Source organism: Micromonospora sp. NPDC007220 (assembly GCF_040634035.1).
In the GTDB taxonomy this organism is placed as follows: Bacteria; Actinomycetota; Actinomycetes; order Mycobacteriales; family Micromonosporaceae; genus Micromonospora; species Micromonospora reichwaldensis.
This window is the reverse complement of the sequence record NZ_JBEYEU010000010.1, coordinates 101,256-116,436: the sequence shown is the minus strand read 5'-3', so window position 1 is coordinate 116,436 and position 15,181 is coordinate 101,256. Positions and strand designations below refer to the sequence as shown.

At 74.5% G+C, this 15,181-nt stretch carries 8 protein-coding genes and 1 pseudogene; 6 read left to right on the top strand and 3 right to left on the bottom strand.

The window, feature by feature from the left end; all coding sequences use genetic code 11:
• Positions 1-50 precede the first annotated feature (50 nt).
• On the top strand, positions 51-2,507 hold the full coding sequence (locus ABZ573_RS19490; protein ID WP_327028161.1) for a right-handed parallel beta-helix repeat-containing protein: 2,457 nt from the start codon (positions 51-53) through the stop codon (positions 2,505-2,507).
• A 46-nt stretch (positions 2,508-2,553) separates the two neighbouring features.
• On the opposite strand, the gene ABZ573_RS19485 is transcribed toward ABZ573_RS19490, so the two are convergent.
• Both ABZ573_RS19485 and ABZ573_RS19480 read right to left on the bottom strand, forming a co-directional pair.
• Positions 2,554-5,904, bottom strand: coding sequence for a hypothetical protein (locus ABZ573_RS19485; RefSeq protein ID WP_358119608.1), 3,351 nt, complete (start codon positions 5,902-5,904; stop codon positions 2,554-2,556).
• A gap of 208 nt (positions 5,905-6,112) precedes the next feature.
• Positions 6,113-8,470, bottom strand: a pseudogene (locus ABZ573_RS19480) (low temperature requirement protein A); the annotation flags it as partial.
• Between the two features lie 144 nt (positions 8,471-8,614).
• Here ABZ573_RS19480 and ABZ573_RS19475 point away from each other — a divergent pair.
• Entirely contained in the window at positions 8,615-9,283 is a 669-nt protein-coding gene (locus tag ABZ573_RS19475; RefSeq protein ID WP_327031214.1) for a M23 family metallopeptidase, read from the top strand.
• Between the two features lie 27 nt (positions 9,284-9,310).
• Here the strand turns inward: ABZ573_RS19475 and ABZ573_RS19470 are convergent, their stop codons facing one another.
• Positions 9,311-10,039 (bottom strand): DUF899 domain-containing protein, encoded by a 729-nt coding sequence (locus ABZ573_RS19470; protein WP_358119605.1) that lies wholly within the window; start codon positions 10,037-10,039, stop codon positions 9,311-9,313.
• A 434-nt stretch (positions 10,040-10,473) separates the two neighbouring features.
• Here ABZ573_RS19470 and ABZ573_RS19465 point away from each other — a divergent pair, with 434 nt between their 5' ends.
• The 4 genes from ABZ573_RS19465 to ABZ573_RS19450 all read left to right on the top strand — a co-directional run bounded on the left by ABZ573_RS19465 (position 10,474) and on the right by ABZ573_RS19450 (position 15,101).
• A complete protein-coding gene (locus tag ABZ573_RS19465) occupies positions 10,474-11,097 on the top strand; it encodes an alpha/beta fold hydrolase (protein ID WP_151452744.1) in 624 nt (207 codons plus the stop codon).
• A 144-nt stretch (positions 11,098-11,241) separates the two neighbouring features.
• Complete coding sequence (locus ABZ573_RS19460; protein WP_327028164.1) at positions 11,242-12,003, top strand: NAD-dependent deacylase; 762 nt, start codon at positions 11,242-11,244, stop codon at positions 12,001-12,003.
• Positions 12,004-12,261: 258 nt separating this feature from the next.
• Entirely contained in the window at positions 12,262-13,251 is a 990-nt protein-coding gene (locus ABZ573_RS19455) for a LacI family DNA-binding transcriptional regulator (protein ID WP_192581253.1), read from the top strand.
• Positions 13,252-13,502: 251 nt separating this feature from the next.
• Positions 13,503-15,101: a beta-1,3-glucanase family protein gene (locus ABZ573_RS19450; protein WP_358119600.1), complete on the top strand. Its 1,599-nt coding sequence runs from the start codon at positions 13,503-13,505 to the stop codon at positions 15,099-15,101.
• Positions 15,102-15,181 lie beyond the last annotated feature (80 nt).

The window sequence follows — 15,181 nt, the reverse complement described above, 5'->3', positions numbered from 1 at the left end:
TGGTGCCTCGCCGCCGTCGGTGGCGCGGCCTGGGCGGGGGGACGGGTCAAGTGGGTGTGCCGACGCTGCTGGTCTCGCTGAGCAGGGCGAACGCCTACCGGGACATCGGGGCGGCGGTGGCGGCGGCACCGCACGGCGCGGTCGTCGTCGTGGAGCCGGGCCGCTACGACGGGCAGGTCGTCGTACGGGCCAAGGCGGTCACGATCCGCGCGGCCGTACCGGGCGGGCCACCGGTGCTGGTGGAGAGCGGCGCCGCCGCCCCCGCCGTGTACTGCGAGGACGCTCAGGTCGTCCTCCAGGGGCTGACCCTGCGCACGTGGAGCGCGGACGCGCCGGCGACGGTGTCGGCGCTCCGCGCCAGCCTGACGATCGAGTCCTGCGTCGTCACCGGGCAGGCCTTCAACGCCGTGCTCTGCGAGCGGAGCACCGCGCACGTGCGGATGTGCGACGTCAGCGGGATGCGTCGGGGCGTGGCGTTCGTCGACGGCAGCGGGGTCGTCGAGAACTGCCGGCTGTGGGACCTCGACGAGTACGCCGTGCTGTCCAAACGGGACAGTCAGCCCACCGTGCGGCACTGCCATGTCCGGGACACCGACCGGGGCTTCGATGCCTTCGAGGGCGGTGGCGGCACCGTCGAGGACTGCCACTTCACGGGCGTACGCATCGGGGCCGTCACGGCAGGCGGGCGCTCCCGGCCGACGGTGCGGCGGTGCCGGGTCTCCGGCGGACGCGGCAGCGGGCTGGTGTTCAGCGGGTCCGCCGGCGGGCTGGTCGAGGAGTGCGAGCTGACGGACCTGGAGGGCTGCGGCGTCGAGGTCTCCGGCGGCGCCGAGCCCGACGTGCGTCGCTGCCGGATCGAGGGCGTCGGCCGCAACGGCATCTACGTCAGCGGTGCGCGCGGCACGTTCACCGACTGCGACGTGACGGCCAGCCGGCTGCCCGCGATCGCCGTGGTCGACGGGGCGGCGCCGCTGGTGCGCGGCGGCGTCCTGCGCCGGGCGCGGGAGGACGCCCTGCTGGTCCGGGCCGCCGCCGGCCGGTACACCGGCGTGCGGATCGAGGCTCCGGGCCGCTACGGGGTGATCGTGCAGGGCGGCGACCCGACCCTGACGGACCTGACGGTCGACGGTGGCGAGGCGGGAGTGGTGCTCGACGGCGCCGTCGAGGCCGACGTCCGCCTCGACGGCGCCACCATCCGGGGCGCGACGAGCAGCGGGATCGCCGCCGGGGGAGCGGGCCGGCTCACCGGTACGAACGTCCGGGTGGAGAACGCCCCGGTGGGGCTGGTCGGCACCGACGCGATCGCGGTCACCCTCACCGACGCGGTGTTCTCCGGCGGCACCGTCGGTGTGACCGGGGCGGGCGAGGCCGCCCTGCACCTCACCGCCAGCACGGTCACCGGGACCACCGGTTCCGGGATGCTGCTGCGGGAGCAGTCCCGGCTGACCCTGCGGGCCAGCACGCTGCGCGCCTGCGGCGGCGACGGCGTGCAGGTGGAGACCGACGCCCCGGTGCTGGTCGACCGGTGCGAGTTCGTCGACGTGGCCGGCGAGTCCGTCCGGGGCGCCGACCGTGCGCGGGTGTCGGTGACCGCCCCGGAACAGCCGGCCGCCCCGGTCGTACCGGCTCCCGGGGACCGGGCCGGCTCCGCCGACGAGGCAGGCGTGCCCGCCCGTCCGACGTCGGCCAACGTCGACGTCGACGCCGTGCTGGCGGAGTTGGACGGCATGATCGGCCTGGCCGCGGTCAAGCGGGACGTGCGGACGCTGGTCCAGCTCATCCGGGTCGGCGAACAGCGCCGCAGGGCCAACCTGCCGGTGCCGCCGGTGAGCCGGCACCTCGTCTTCGCCGGCTCACCGGGCACCGGGAAGACGACCGTCGCGCGGATCTACGGGCGGCTGCTCGCGCAGCTCGGCGTCCTCACCAAGGGGCAGGTCGTCGAGGTGGCGCGGGTCGACCTGGTGGGCGAGTACCTGGGCAGCACCTCGCTGAAGACCGCCGCGGCCTTCGAGCGGGCCCTCGGCGGGGTGCTCTTCGTCGACGAGGCGTACGCGCTGGCCCGCACGTTCGGCACCAACTCGGACTTCGGGCTGGAGGCCATCGACACGCTGGTGAAGCTGATGGAGGACCACCGGGACGAGACGGTCGTCATCGTCGCCGGCTACTCCGACGAGATGGTGCAGTTCCTGGCCACCAACCCCGGCCTCGCGTCCCGGTTCACCAAGACCATCGAGTTCGTCGACTACGCCCCCGACGAGCTGCTCGCCATCATCTCCGCGCTGGCCGGGCAGCACGGCTACGACCTGACCGGGCCGACCGCCGACGCCCTGCTGGACCGGCTCGTCGAGGCCGTCCGCGACCCGGTGTTCGGCAACGGCCGGGGCGCGCGGAAGCTGTTCAACGCGATGATCGAACGGCAGGCGGGACGGCTCGGGGACGTACCGGCGCCGACCGCCGAGCAGCTGCGGACGCTGCTGCCGCAGGACATCCCCGCCGCCGACGACTGACCGCGAACCGCCGCTGACCCGCGCCATCGGTGCGGTCCGGCCTGGATCACGCCTGCATCGAGATGTCGAAGGCGGCGTCGCGGACATCGGCGACCGGGTGCCCGCGCAGCAGGTGGAGCACGTCGCGCCAGGGAGCGGACCAACCGAACGCCCTGCCGCCGGCGGCCAGTGCCACCGCGAACAGGCCGGTGGCGGCCTCACCCCGGGCGGCGAGCGTACGAGCCGTGTCGAGTATCGGCTCGGCGTCCAGGGCCGTCGGGGAGGCGGTGCGCTGGGCGAGGAGGTGGGCGAGCCGGGCGGCGAGCGCCGGCCGGCCCGCCACCAGCTCCGCGATCGTGAGGATCTCGGCGGTGAGCCGCGCCGACGTCGTGTCCCTCAACGGCAGCGCGCTGGTCAGCAGGGTGCCCGCCTGGGCAACGTATGCGCGGTGCCGGCCCAACTCCGCCGCCGCCCGCCGGACCGGCGCCGGGTCGGCCAGTGGCCCGAGCGTCCAGGACGCCGTGGCCACGATGTCGTCGATCCGCCGACGGGCGAGGCGGTCCCCGGCGGGGCCACCGAGGTCCGCGTCGGCGCCGTCGATCCGGACGAGGGCGTCCAGCGCGGCGACGGGCACCTCCCGTTCGGCGCGGTCCGGGTGACGGAGCACCGCGGTCAGCATCGGGCGCACCGACTGCCAGTCGTACTGCCCGCCCAGGTCGGTGAGCGCCGCCGTGAGCAGGCCGGTGAGGTCGGGCGCCCAGGGCAGCCAGTGCACGAGCCGGGGCCAGGCCAGCCGGCTGAGCTCCCGGTCGGGGCTCGCGCAGGCCCGGGCGACGAGGGCGGCGTAGCGGGGGCGATCCGGTGCGGCGATTCCGCCGGGCGGGGTCGCCAGCACGGCCAGCGACTCCTCCCGACTCCCGACGATCGCCTCCTCGAGGATCGGCCAGCTCTCCGGCGCGTGCAGCCGCTGCCGGGCGGCGTCGACGATCGCGGCCCGTACGTCGCGGTGCTGGCCGGGCTGGCGCCACGCCGACACCAGTACCGCCATCGCCTCCGGGGGACCGAAGCGGCCGAGCAGCCGGACCGCCTGCTTGCGGCTGGTCACCTTGCCCCGCCCCAGGGCGACGCCGGACAGCGGGGCCATCAGGTCGGCCGGGCGGGTGAAGCGGACGGCGCGGGTGGCGGCGTACAGGGCGACCCTGGCCCGATCGTCGTCGGCGTGCGACAGCAGCAGCGGCAGCGCCTCGGCGGGCCGGTCGGTCCACGGCAGCGCCTCCAGGGCCGCCTCGGCCAGGGTCACGTTCGGCGAGCCGACGTGACGCAGCACCAGCTCCCGCCCGGCGTCGGGCACCCGCGCGGCGGCCCGTACGGCGGCGGCCCGGTGGTGCAGCGGGGTGCCGGCGTCGGCGGCGAGGCGCGCCTGCAGCCGCACGAACGCCTCCTGCTGGCGGGGCAGCCACCGCTCGACGCGCACCGGTCGGCCCGGAATCCAGCGGGTGCCGGCGGTGAGGAAGGCCCCCTTCGGCGGGTGACGCAGCACCCGGTCGAGCAGGTCGGTACGTCGGGCGCTGACGGTCCGCCACACCGTGGGGAGGGTGACGGTGGAGCTGTCGGAGTCCAGCACGTACGCCACGCGCTGCGCCCGGGTCCTCGGGTCGGCCAGCCACAGCTCGACGGCCTCCCGCACGACGGCGGCCACGGTGCCGGGGGTCGTCGCGCGGCGCAGCAGCTCCTGGAGTTCGGGCAGCTGCCACGCCCGCCGCCCCAGGGCCCGGGTCACCGCGAACAACGCGGTGAACTGCCCCCGGGCCACACCGGCTTCGATCCATCCGCGGAGCCGGGCGAAGACCAGCGTCTCCTGGCCGCGGCGCAGCGTCTCGTCGAACCGCCCGAGCGGCGGCAGCCGGTGCCCGCCGAAGAGCCGGTCGAGCGTGTCCAACGCCCACCGCAGCAGGGCCGGCTCGTCGACGTGCCGACCCAGCACCCGGGCGGCGAGGGTGCCGAGCGCGGCGAGGGTGCGTGTCGACGCGTCGCGGGTGGTCGTGGCGTCGACGGTGATCCGGGTCAGCGCCTCGACGGCGTCCGCGCGCAGCAACGGGGCCAGGTCCGCCAGCTCCGTCAGCGCCACGGCCCGGACCGGGTCCTGCTCGTTGCGCAGCCGATCCAGCCTGGTCAGGGCCTCGGCCGCCGCCGCGGGGTGGCGGCTGCGCCGGGCGGCGGCCAGGAGCAGCTGGTACGCGACGGCCCGGTCGTGCGCGTCGGCGGCGCGCAGGGCGGGGGTGAGCGCCGCCGACGCCGCCGGCCAGGGCAGCAGGGCGCTCCACGACCGCACCTGCGCCTCGTCGTGGCGGACGTCGTCGAGGGCGAGCACCCGACGTGCCTCCCGCTCCCGCCAGTCGTGCGGCAGCACCTCCATCAGCGACGCGTCGGGGATCCGGGTGGCCGTCTCGACGTCGGCGAACACGGCGTCGTACAGGTCGCCCCGGCGCGCCGGGGGTAGCGCCCCCAACAGCCGGTCCAGGGCGTTGTTGTGGCCGCGTACCCGCCGGCCCAGCGCGACCAGGTCCGCCTGCGGCAGCCGGGCGAGCCGACGCAGCAGCGCCGGGGGCAGCCACTGGTAAGCCACCCAGTCCGCGCGGGACGGCGCGGTCAGCAGGGCCAGCACCCGTCGTGGCGCGGACGCGGCGAGCGGCCCGTAGTGCGCGAGGTCGCCGGGGAGGTGTCCGGTGGGCGCGTACCGTTCGAGCAGCGTCAGCGCGCGTTCCGGTCGGCGCCGGCCGGCGACCAGGACCCTCTTGCCGTGCGCCGTCCACCAGCGGTCCCGTTCGTCGGGTTGGAGGTGGGGCAGCGTCGACTCGGCGTGGTCGAGCACCACGTCGCCGTGGCGACGGGCCAGGCAGACCGAGCCCGGCAACGCGTGTTCGACGACCGGCAGCAGCCGGCGGACGGTGTCCGCCCCGCAGGCGGGCAGCAGGGCGACCGCCTCGACGGCCCCGAAGCGCCCCAGCACGCCGTCGACCAGGTCGTCGGCGACCGCCGGCCGGTGCAGGTGCCGCAGCGACCGGTAGACCAGGTGCCGCAGGTCGGCCGGCGCGTCCCGGACGAGTGCGCGCAGGTCATCGCCGGCGAGCCAGCCGGCGCGCAGGCCCGCCTTCACGGCGACCGCGCGGATCGTGCCGTGCCGGTCGCCCAGCGCCGCCCGCACCGCCGCGTGGTCGCTGACGATCTCGGCGGCGGTGACGGCCAGGAACCGGTGGTACGACGACGCCTCGGCGCGCAGGTCCGCCAGGATCTCCGGCAGCTCCCCCGTGGCGGCCGCCTCGCGGGCGCGACGGGCGAGCGTCGCCATCCGCTCCGGGTGGGCCAGCGCGTCCAGTTCGCCGAGCAGCCGTCGTGTCGATCTCCGCACGCCGACCATTGTGGCGGTCGGGGGGCCGCCCCGCCGACCCGTTATCCGCCCGGCGCCTGCCGACGACCACCGTCCTGCCGGTCCACCGGTCAAGGGCCGCCGGGCGGCGCGACGGCGGGCAGCGAGGTGGTGGTGGCGACCGCGACGCCGACCGCCGCGAGCAGCACCAGCGACGCGAGGCTGGGCAGCGCGGCGGTCGCCGAGCCGCGAGCGCCACCACCAGCAGTCCGAGCATCCGTCGCCGGCAGAACCGGCCCGTCGCGCGTCGCCAGATCAGCTGGTCGGCGGCGAGGAAGACGAGCACGCCGCCGTGCAGGGCGGCGTGTCCCAGCGACGCCAGCGGCGCGCCCGGCCGCTGGGCCGCCTGGGCCAGCGCCGTCGTCAGGCCGAGGGCGACCAGGATCAGACCGGCGACGGTCAGTAGGTGCAGGTAGGTGTAGACGTCCCGGGCCAGGGCCGCGCCGCGAGGGCCGGTCGACACCTGCGACAGCCGCCGGTCGAGGACACGGTCGGTGCCGACGTACGTCCACCACAGGGCGGCGAGCAGGGTGACGATCAACGCGACGGTGACCAGGGAAGCCGCTGAGATCGACGTGTCGGCCAGTGCGACGCCGGTGGAGATGAACCCCTCCCCGAGGGCGACGAGCACGACGAGGTTGTACCGGTGCGGCCACTGCCCGATGGAGCGGATCCCCTGGTCGCGGGCGCTGGTCAGGTAGCCGCCCGCCAGGTCCACCACCACCGCGGCCGTCCAGCACACGGCGGTGACCGGGGGGATCGGCCGACCGAGCGGGGGAAAGGTCAGCGTCGCGCCCACCAGCAGCGCCAGCGCCGCCGCGGTGGGTACGGCGGCCCGGGCCGCCTGGGCCCGCAGCACCGGATCGCCTCTCGCGACCCGGAAGAGCGCGGCGAGGTGCAGCGCCCGCAGCGCCACGTAGCAGGCCACCACGATCAGCGGGCCGGGAAGCCCACCGGGAACGCGGCTGAACGCCTGCGGGATGGCGACGCCGAGCACGAAGGTCAACGCGCCCGCCGCCAGCACCGTCGCCCGCACCAGGGTGCTGACGCGGGGCGCCACGCTCTCCAGCCAGGCGTACATGCACCAGGACCACCAGAGCAGGGCCAGGACACCGAGGCCCTGCGCCAGCCCCGCCGGGGACGGCTGACGGGTCACCAGGACGGTGATCTGGATGAACGCGTACACGACGATCAGGTCGAGGAAGAGCTGGTGGGGGCGGACCGCCGTCACCCGCCGCACCGTGCCGGCGACCGCCTCGTGCAGCCGGCGGTGCCGCCTCGCGAAGACGGTGCGGTCGGCGATCACGGCGGTGCCCAGGCAGGCGGCGAGGATCCCCAGCGATCCCAGCGCCGGCGTGTTCAGGGCCACCGGTGTGGCGGCCAGCAGCAGCCCGATGCCGAGCGCGACGCTGCGCCCCACCAGGTCGAACCCGCGCTTCTCGAAGGCCAGCAGCCCGAGCAGGTAGAGCAGCGCCCCGCCGTACAGGGCGAGCACGCTGCCCGTGCCCCAGCGGCCGGCGGTGCTCACCTCCGTCGCGCTCAGGGCGTGTTTGAGGCCGAGCGCGAGCAGGATCAGGCCGCCGACCATCGGCAGGTGCAGCAGCGCGTAGGCGTCGCGGCCCACCAGCGACGTGGCGCCGCCGGGCAGACGCCGCAGCGACTGTTCGGCGGCGAACCGGGCGAGGTCGAAGTAGGTCCACCACAGCATGATCACCACGACGGCGCCGAGGGCCGAGCCGCCGAGCACCGACCAGGTGATGGGCGGGTCGCCGACCAGTCCCCGGCTGGTGCCGATCGAGATGATCGTCTCGCCGAGGGCGACGAGCACGATCAGGCTGTGCCGTTCCGCCCAGTGCCCGACGGACCCGAGCCGCCAGTCGCGCGAGCCGAGCCCCGCCAGGCCGGCGTAGTCGACGGCGGTGGCCACGGTGAACAGCACCACCTGCGCGAGGCGCACCGGCGGCAGGTCCGGCAGCAGCGCCGGCAGGGACGCGGCGACCAGCAGCAGCGGCGAGGTGACGCACAGCGGCAACCACGCGCGTCGGGTGAACAGGGGCCGGTCGCCGGCGTTCAACCCGGCGAGGGTGGTGACCACCAACGGCACGAGGCGCACCAGGACGAACGCGACGGCGAAGACGAGGGGATCCCACCGGCCACCCGGCCGGTCCGCGAAGGCCACCGGCAGGGTGACAGCGACCACGAAGATGCCGGCCGCCGCCCCGAAGACGACCAGCGGCATGACGCCCCGGTCGAGACGCACGGTGTTGCCGAACCAGGCGTACGACGCCCAGCACCGCCACAGCAGCGCGACCACCAGGAACCCCTCGAACAGCCCGACGGGGTGGAAGTACGGGTGGGCGCCGACCCGGTGTTCGCCGACATCAGCGCGGTGACGTTGATGAACGCGTAGACGAAGACCAGGTCGAGGAACAGTTCCAGGCGTGTCACCCCGCCCGGGCCGGGCTGGATCCGCCCGGACACCGCGGCGCGGATCCGCCCGGCCGCCGACGCGCTCATCGCCACCCGCCCACTCTGCCAACCGGCGGGCGGGCGCCACGCGGGATCGCCGAAGCCGCGCCTGGTGCGTCCGGGGAGCCGTCGGGCGTGCGGGTCGTCGACCGCCGCGTTGGTCCGCCGTACCGTCGAAGGGCCTGCGGGTGACGCCGGCCGCCCGGGGAGGGGCGCCTTGCCGGTGTCTGCCATGCTCGGGCCGGTGACGACCGGTCGCCCCACCACCCCCCGCACCCACCGCCGCGTCCGCAGCCGCCGCACCCGGATCGCGCTCGTCTCCGGCGCGGCCGCGGTGGTCCTCGCCGTCGCCGTCCTCGTCGCCGCGGTGGTGGTGCCGCTGGTGCGGCCGGCGGGCCCGCGCCCGCTGTTCCAGCTTCCCGTCGCGTGCGGGGAGACGTGGCAACTGGGCACCTATCCCGGTCACGACGACTACGACGTGGACCTGTTCCCGACCGAGGGCAGGGCGTGGGGGCGGCCGGTGCTCGCGTCCTACGCGGGGGAGGTCACCGTGGCGGGGATCAACGGATCGCTCGGTGGCCGTACGCCCGACGACCCGGACGGGCCGCGTGGCCGCGGCGGCGGCTACTGGGTGAAGATCGACCACGGCGGCAAGTGGGAGACGCAGTACCTGCACCTGCTCGAACCGCCGCTGGTCCGGGTCGGTCAGCGGGTCGCCCAGGGTGAGCAGATCGGGCGGGTCGGCAGCACCGGCAACTCCGGGGCGCCGCACCTGCACTACGAGCAGCGCCGGGGCTGGGAGAAGGTCGAGGCCTACTTCGACGGGGCGCCGTCGGGCATCACCCACGACGACACCGAGTACACGGTCAGGCGCAAGAGCAACAACTGCGTGCCCGAATGACCGACGCCGCCGGTCGGCGGCGGGTGGTCAGTGGCTGTGGCTGCCGGCCGCGTCCGTGTCGTAGGTGTCGTGGTGGGGGAACTCGTTGACGTAGCGCTGCCGGCCCAGCGGCGTGAGGTCGAGATAGTTGTACGTGTTCAGCAGCGGGTCGAGGCCGCGGCCGTACACGGAGTAGGTGTGCAGGATCCGTTCGCCGTCGCGGACGAAGACGCTCAGGCCGTGGGCCTCGCCCTGCAGGTGGTGGGTGAGGCCCTGGGCCGCCAGGGTCTCGGCGTCCTTGTAGTTGTATTCCACCGGGGCGATGGCCGGGTCCATGGTGACGTGGAAGTCGTAGTTGAAGTCGCTGCCGTGCGAGGAATACCAGGGAAAGCGCCAGCCCATCCGGCTCCTGAAGGCCGCGAGGGTCGTGAACGGCGCGCGGGAGACCACGGCGAGTGTCGTGTCACTGGCGTGCAGGTGCGTGAGGTGCCCGAAGTTGTCGACCAGCAGGAAGCAGCTCGTGCATCCCTCGGCCCATTCCGGATCGAACATGAAATGGTAGACGATCAACTGTCGTCGTCCCTCGAACATGTCGGGCAGCCGGACGGCGCCGGCGGGACCGGTGAAGGAGTAGTCCTTCTCGACGGCGACCGCCGGCAGTTCGCGCCGGAGTGCGGTGACCCTGTCCCGCAGGCGGGTGATCTCCTTTTCGCGGTCGAGCAGTTCCTTTCGGGCGTCGACCCACTCGTCCCGGGACACGACCTTCGGTGCAATCATGGACGACACGCCTTTCCGCTGGAGCGCCTGGCCCATTCTTGTCGGGCCGTACGCGATCACACCAGCCTCACCCGGTGTCGTGGGATTCCCATTTCCGGATACCGTTCCGGCGATTCGCGCCGGCCGGTGGAGCAAATTCGCAGGTCGGCTTGTTCGCCCTCGACGCCCGGCCGGTCCGCGTGCCGGAAAACGGCACCGGCGTGAGTCGGTGAAGTGCGCACTATCGAATAAGGCCGCGCGTCGCGTTCGTCGCCCACGCTCGACGACGGGGAGCCGCCCGCACCCGGCCCTCCAGCGGTCGGGGGCGACGCCTCGCCGGCCCCGGCGATACGGTGTGGCGCGTGGACGAGTCGAACATCGGGGCGTTGCGGGCCGTCACGGTCGACGGAGTGGCCCTGGCCTATCGCGTCGCCGGCGACTCGACCGACCCACCCATGGTGCTGCTGCACGGCCTCGGCGAGGACGAACGCGACTGGCACGGCGTCCTGGCCGCGCTCGCCGCCAGGCACCGGGTGTACGCGCTGGACCTGCGCGGCCACGGCCGCAGCGACCACCCCGGCCGGTACTCGCTCGAGTCGATGCGCGACGACCTCGTCGGGTTCCTCGACGCGGTGGGGGTCGAGCGGTGCGTGGTGATCGGCCACTCCATGGGTGGGGCCGTGGCGATCCTGCTCGCCGAGGCCGCCCCGCACCGACTCACCCACCTGATCCTGGAGGACGTGGCAGCACCCCGACCGGGCGCTCTCGAACGGCCGCCCCTGCCCCCGCCGGACGCGCCCACGCCGTTCGACTTCGCCGCCGTCAACGCCATCCGCGCCCAGCTCAACGACCCCGACCCGGCCTGGTGGGACCGTACCGACGCCGTCGACGTGCCGACCCTGGTGGTCGGCGGCGGCCCGGACAGCCCCATCCCGCAGCAGCTGCTCGCCGAGATGGTCGACCGGATGCCCGACGCCACCCTCGTCACGATCCCGGCCGGGCACGACGTGCACGCCAGCCGGCCGGCGGAGTTCCTGGCCGCGGTCGACGGCTTCCTCGCCGCCCGCGCCCAGCACTGAACCGCCCGACCCGTGGCGTCCGCCCGCCGGGGCCCGCAGCCGGCGAGCGGTCCGGCGCTGCCCCGCTGGACCGGCACGGAGACCGCACTAGTCTTGCCCAGCGGGACCGGGTCGAAGGGAGCAGGTCAAATGGGGGAGCGGTCGATGCGGGAGGCCGCAGCGCTGTTGGCGCAGGCGCGGCGCGTCGTGATCTTCACCGGCGCGGGCGTCTCCGCGGAGAGTGGTGTGCCGACCTTCCGCGACGCCCTCACTGGCCTGTGGCGCAGCTTCGACGCGCAGCGGCTCGCCACGCCGGAGGCGTTCCGCGAGGATCCCGCGCTGGTCTGGGGCTGGTACGAGTGGCGACGCGCCACAGTGCGGCGGGCCCGCCCGAACGCCGGTCACGTGGCCGTGGCCGCGATCGAGGCACGCGTACCCGGCGCGGTCGTCGTCACGCAGAACGTCGACGACCTGCACGAGCGCGCCGGCTCGGTCGCGCCGATCCACCTGCACGGCAGCCTCTTCGCGCCGCGCTGCTCGGCCTGCGCCCGTCCGGCGCCGATGCCGGACGAGGCTGTTGAGGAACCGGACGACGGCCGGCGCGTGCCTCCGCCCCGGTGCGCGCACTGCGCGGGCCCCGTCCGGCCCGGGGTGGTGTGGTTCGGTGAGGCGTTGCCGACCGCCGCGTTGGAGGCCGCCGTGGAGGCGGCGTCCACGTGCGACCTGCTGGTGACCGTGGGCACCTCGGGCCTGGTGTATCCCGCCGCCGAGATCCCCCAAGTGGCTGCCCGCTTCGGCGCCACCGTGCTGCAGGTCAACCCGCAGGAGACGCCCCTGGACGCCGTGTCCGACGTGAACCTGCGCGGTCCGGCCGCCCAGGTGCTTCCCGCCCTCGTGCACGCCGCCTGGGGCGCCGATCCGGCGTGACGACGCGCGGGAGCATCCGGTGCGGGACGGCCGGCCGGGCCATGTCGTGGGCAGGCGCCCCGGTTGCCGGTTCAGCCCCACCAGGGCCGGCGTACCGCTGACGTAGACTGTCGGCGGTCCAGCCCCGGCCGTCCGACACGCGCCGGCTGGCGGCGGAGTGTGTTTCCGTGTCACTGAGGCGCTCCGTCGAGGTCGGACGTGGCGCAGTCGCCGGACGGGGCGGGCGGGAGAGGTGAGGTGGCCGTGCGCGGTCCTGCGATGACGGACGTGGCTCGCCTCGCCGGCGTCTCGCACCAGACGGTGTCCCGGGTCCTCAACGGGCACCCGAACGTACGCGAGCAGACCCGGCTGCGGGTCCAGGCGGCCATCGCGGAACTCGGCTACCGGCCCAACCGCGCGGCGCGGGCGCTGGTCACCGGCCGGTCCCAGGTGATCGGGGTGGTCGCGCAGAACACCACCCTCTACGGCCCGGCCTCGCTGCTGGCGGCCCTGGACCAGGCGGCCGCCGAGGCGGGGTTCGCGGTCAGCGTCGGCAGCGTGAGCGACCTCGACGACCAGTCCATCTCGGCGGCGGTGGAGCGGCACCTCGCGCACCGGGTCGCCGGCATCGTGGTGATCGCGCCGGTCGAGTCGGCGGGGGAGGCCCTCGAACGGCTCCCCAAGGACGTTCCGCTGGTCACCGTCGACGGCGACCCGCGCCGTCCGGTGCCCCTGGTCACGGTCGACCAGGTCGCCGGTGCCCGCGCCGCCACGCAGCATCTCCTCGACGCCGGGCACCGGACGGTCTGGCATGTCTCCGGGCCGGCGGACTGGTTCGACAGCGCCGGCCGGATCGACGGATGGCGGGAGACGTTGCAGGCGGCGGGCGCCGAGTTGCCGCCGCTGCTGCCGGCGGACTGGTCGGCGGCAGCGGGGTACCGGTGCGGACAGATGCTGGCCCGGATGCCCGAGGTCACCGCGGTCTTCACCGCCAACGACCATCTGGCGCTCGGCGTGCTGCGGGCGTTGCACGAGCACGGCCGGCGGGTGCCGGACGACATCAGCCTGGTGGGCTTCGACGACGTGCCCGAGGCGGCGTACTTCATCCCGCCGCTGACCACCGTGCGGCCCGACTTCGCCGCGGTCGCCCGGGCGAGCCTGGACCTGCTGCTGGCGCAGATGGAATCCGACATCGCCGGCCCGCTGCGGCAGACGGTCGCGCCCTCCCTGGTCTCCCGTCGCAGCGTCGCCGCCCCGCCACGGCGCTGATCCCGCCGGAGATCCACTTCATCACCACCTGCGCCACCGCGACGTCGCCCTGTGCGTCGAGCGCGACGACGGCTCGACGCTCTTCCGCGGCGACGCCGACCGCGCCTCCGCCACCTTCCACCCGGAGTAGACGGTCCGCGAGCCCGGTGCGGGGGTCGCATTGGTTTGTGTCTATTGACAGGAGAGCCGCCTCGGCCCGACGCTGAGAGAGCGCTCTCTCGCGCGGCCCACCACCCCGAGGAGGACCTTTCGTGAAGCTTCGAAGAAGGCTGCTCGCCGCCGTGTCCGCGCTGGTCGCCGCCGTCCCGGTGACCCTCGCCGCAGCCCCCGCCCACGCCGTCGGCCCCGCGCTGCTGCCCGTCACGGTCACCAACAGCACCGGCCGGGGTGAGGCCGTCCACCTCTACGTGATCGGCGTGCAGCTCTCCAGCGGCCGCCTCGGCTACGTCAACCAGGGCGGCACCTTCGTCCCGTGGTCGGGCGGGCAGCTCCCGCCGTCGCCCGCGCCGGACGCGTCCATCCCGGGGCCCGGAAACGGCGGCAGCACGACCATCCGGTTCCCGCGCGGGTTCTCCGGCCGCGTCTACTTCTCCTTCGGCGAGAAGCTCAAGTTCTTCCTCACCCCGGACGGCCTCGTGCAACCCGCCCCGTGGGCGGCCGGCGACGCCAACCGCGACATCCTGTTCGACTGGAGCGAGTTCACCTACAACGACGCCGGGCTGTGGCTCAACAGCTCACAGGTCGACATGTTCGCGGTGCCGCACGCGGTCACGGTGACCGGAGCCAACGGCGTCACCAAGCGCACCGGTGACGTCGTCGCCGGGGGCCGCAACGCGATCATCGAGGGCATCCGGTCCCAGTCGGGCTGGGCCAACACGGTCCACACCCGCTCCGACGGGACCGTGTTGCGGGTCCTCGCGCCCGGCAAGGCGGCCGGCGCCGGCCTGTTCAGCGCCACCTACCTGGACTCCTACATCGCGTCGGCCTGGAACGCGTACACGACCAGGACGCTGACCGTGGTGCCGTTCGCCGACCAGCCGAACACCCGCTACTTCGGGCGGACCTCGGGCAACGTCATGACCTTCACCAACAGCGCCGGCCAGCGGGTCGCCTCCTTCAACCGGCCCTCCTCGGCGAGCGTCTGGGGCTGCGACGGGGACCTGCCCGCACCCAACGACCCGGTCGTCGGCCCGATCTCCCGGACGCTCTGCGCCGCGCTGAACCGGGGCACGCTCGGCACCATCGACACCCAGCCCAGCACCGACGCCGCCCAGTTCTACCGCAACAACCCGACGAACCACTACGCCCGCGTCATCCACGCCAACATGACCGACGGCAGGGCGTACGCCTTCGCCTTCGACGACGTCGGCGCGTTCGAGTCGCTGGTCCACGACGGCGACCCCCGCGCGGCCGGACTCGTCCTGAGCCCGTTCGGCGCCGGGAGCGGCGGCCCGGGGAACCCCGGCGGCGCGGTGCCCGTGCTGAGCAACTGGAACAACAAGTGCATCGACGTGCCGAACTCGAACTTCGTCGACCGCGCGCAGTTGCAGATGTGGAACTGCAACGGCACCGACGCGCAGAAGTGGACGTTCACCGGCGACACCCTGCGCAGCCAGAACAACAAGTGCATGGACGTCGACGGCGGCGCCACCGGCAACGGCGCGGTCGTCCAGCTCTACACGTGCAACGGCACGGGCGCACAGCGGTTCACCCTGACCGCGACCGGTGACCTGGTCAACATCCAGGCCGGCAGGTGCGTCGACATCCGGGAGTGGAACAGCGCCGACGGCGCGAAGCTCCAGCTCTGGGACTGCGCCGGCACCGCCAACCAGAAGTGGCGCAAGGGCTGACCCGCTCGGCGGATGGCGACGACCCGTCGCCATCCGCCCCCGGCCCGGACCGTCGGGGCGACCGACGTCCGTCTTGCCCG

What these genes read in the sequence shown, in the direction of transcription:
- ABZ573_RS19485 (WP_358119608.1), bottom strand. Translation starts at nt 5,904, where the DNA reads ATGGTCGGCGTGCGGAGATCGACACGACGGCTGCTCGGCGAACTGGAC.
- ABZ573_RS19475 (WP_327031214.1), top strand. Translation starts at nt 8,615, where the DNA reads ATGCTCGGGCCGGTGACGACCGGTCGCCCCACCACCCCCCGCACCCAC.
- ABZ573_RS19470 (WP_358119605.1), bottom strand. Translation starts at nt 10,039, where the DNA reads ATGATTGCACCGAAGGTCGTGTCCCGGGACGAGTGGGTCGACGCCCGA.
- ABZ573_RS19465 (WP_151452744.1), top strand. Translation starts at nt 10,474, where the DNA reads ATGGTGCTGCTGCACGGCCTCGGCGAGGACGAACGCGACTGGCACGGC.
- ABZ573_RS19460 (WP_327028164.1), top strand. Translation starts at nt 11,242, where the DNA reads ATGCGGGAGGCCGCAGCGCTGTTGGCGCAGGCGCGGCGCGTCGTGATC.
- ABZ573_RS19455 (WP_192581253.1), top strand. Translation starts at nt 12,262, where the DNA reads ATGACGGACGTGGCTCGCCTCGCCGGCGTCTCGCACCAGACGGTGTCC.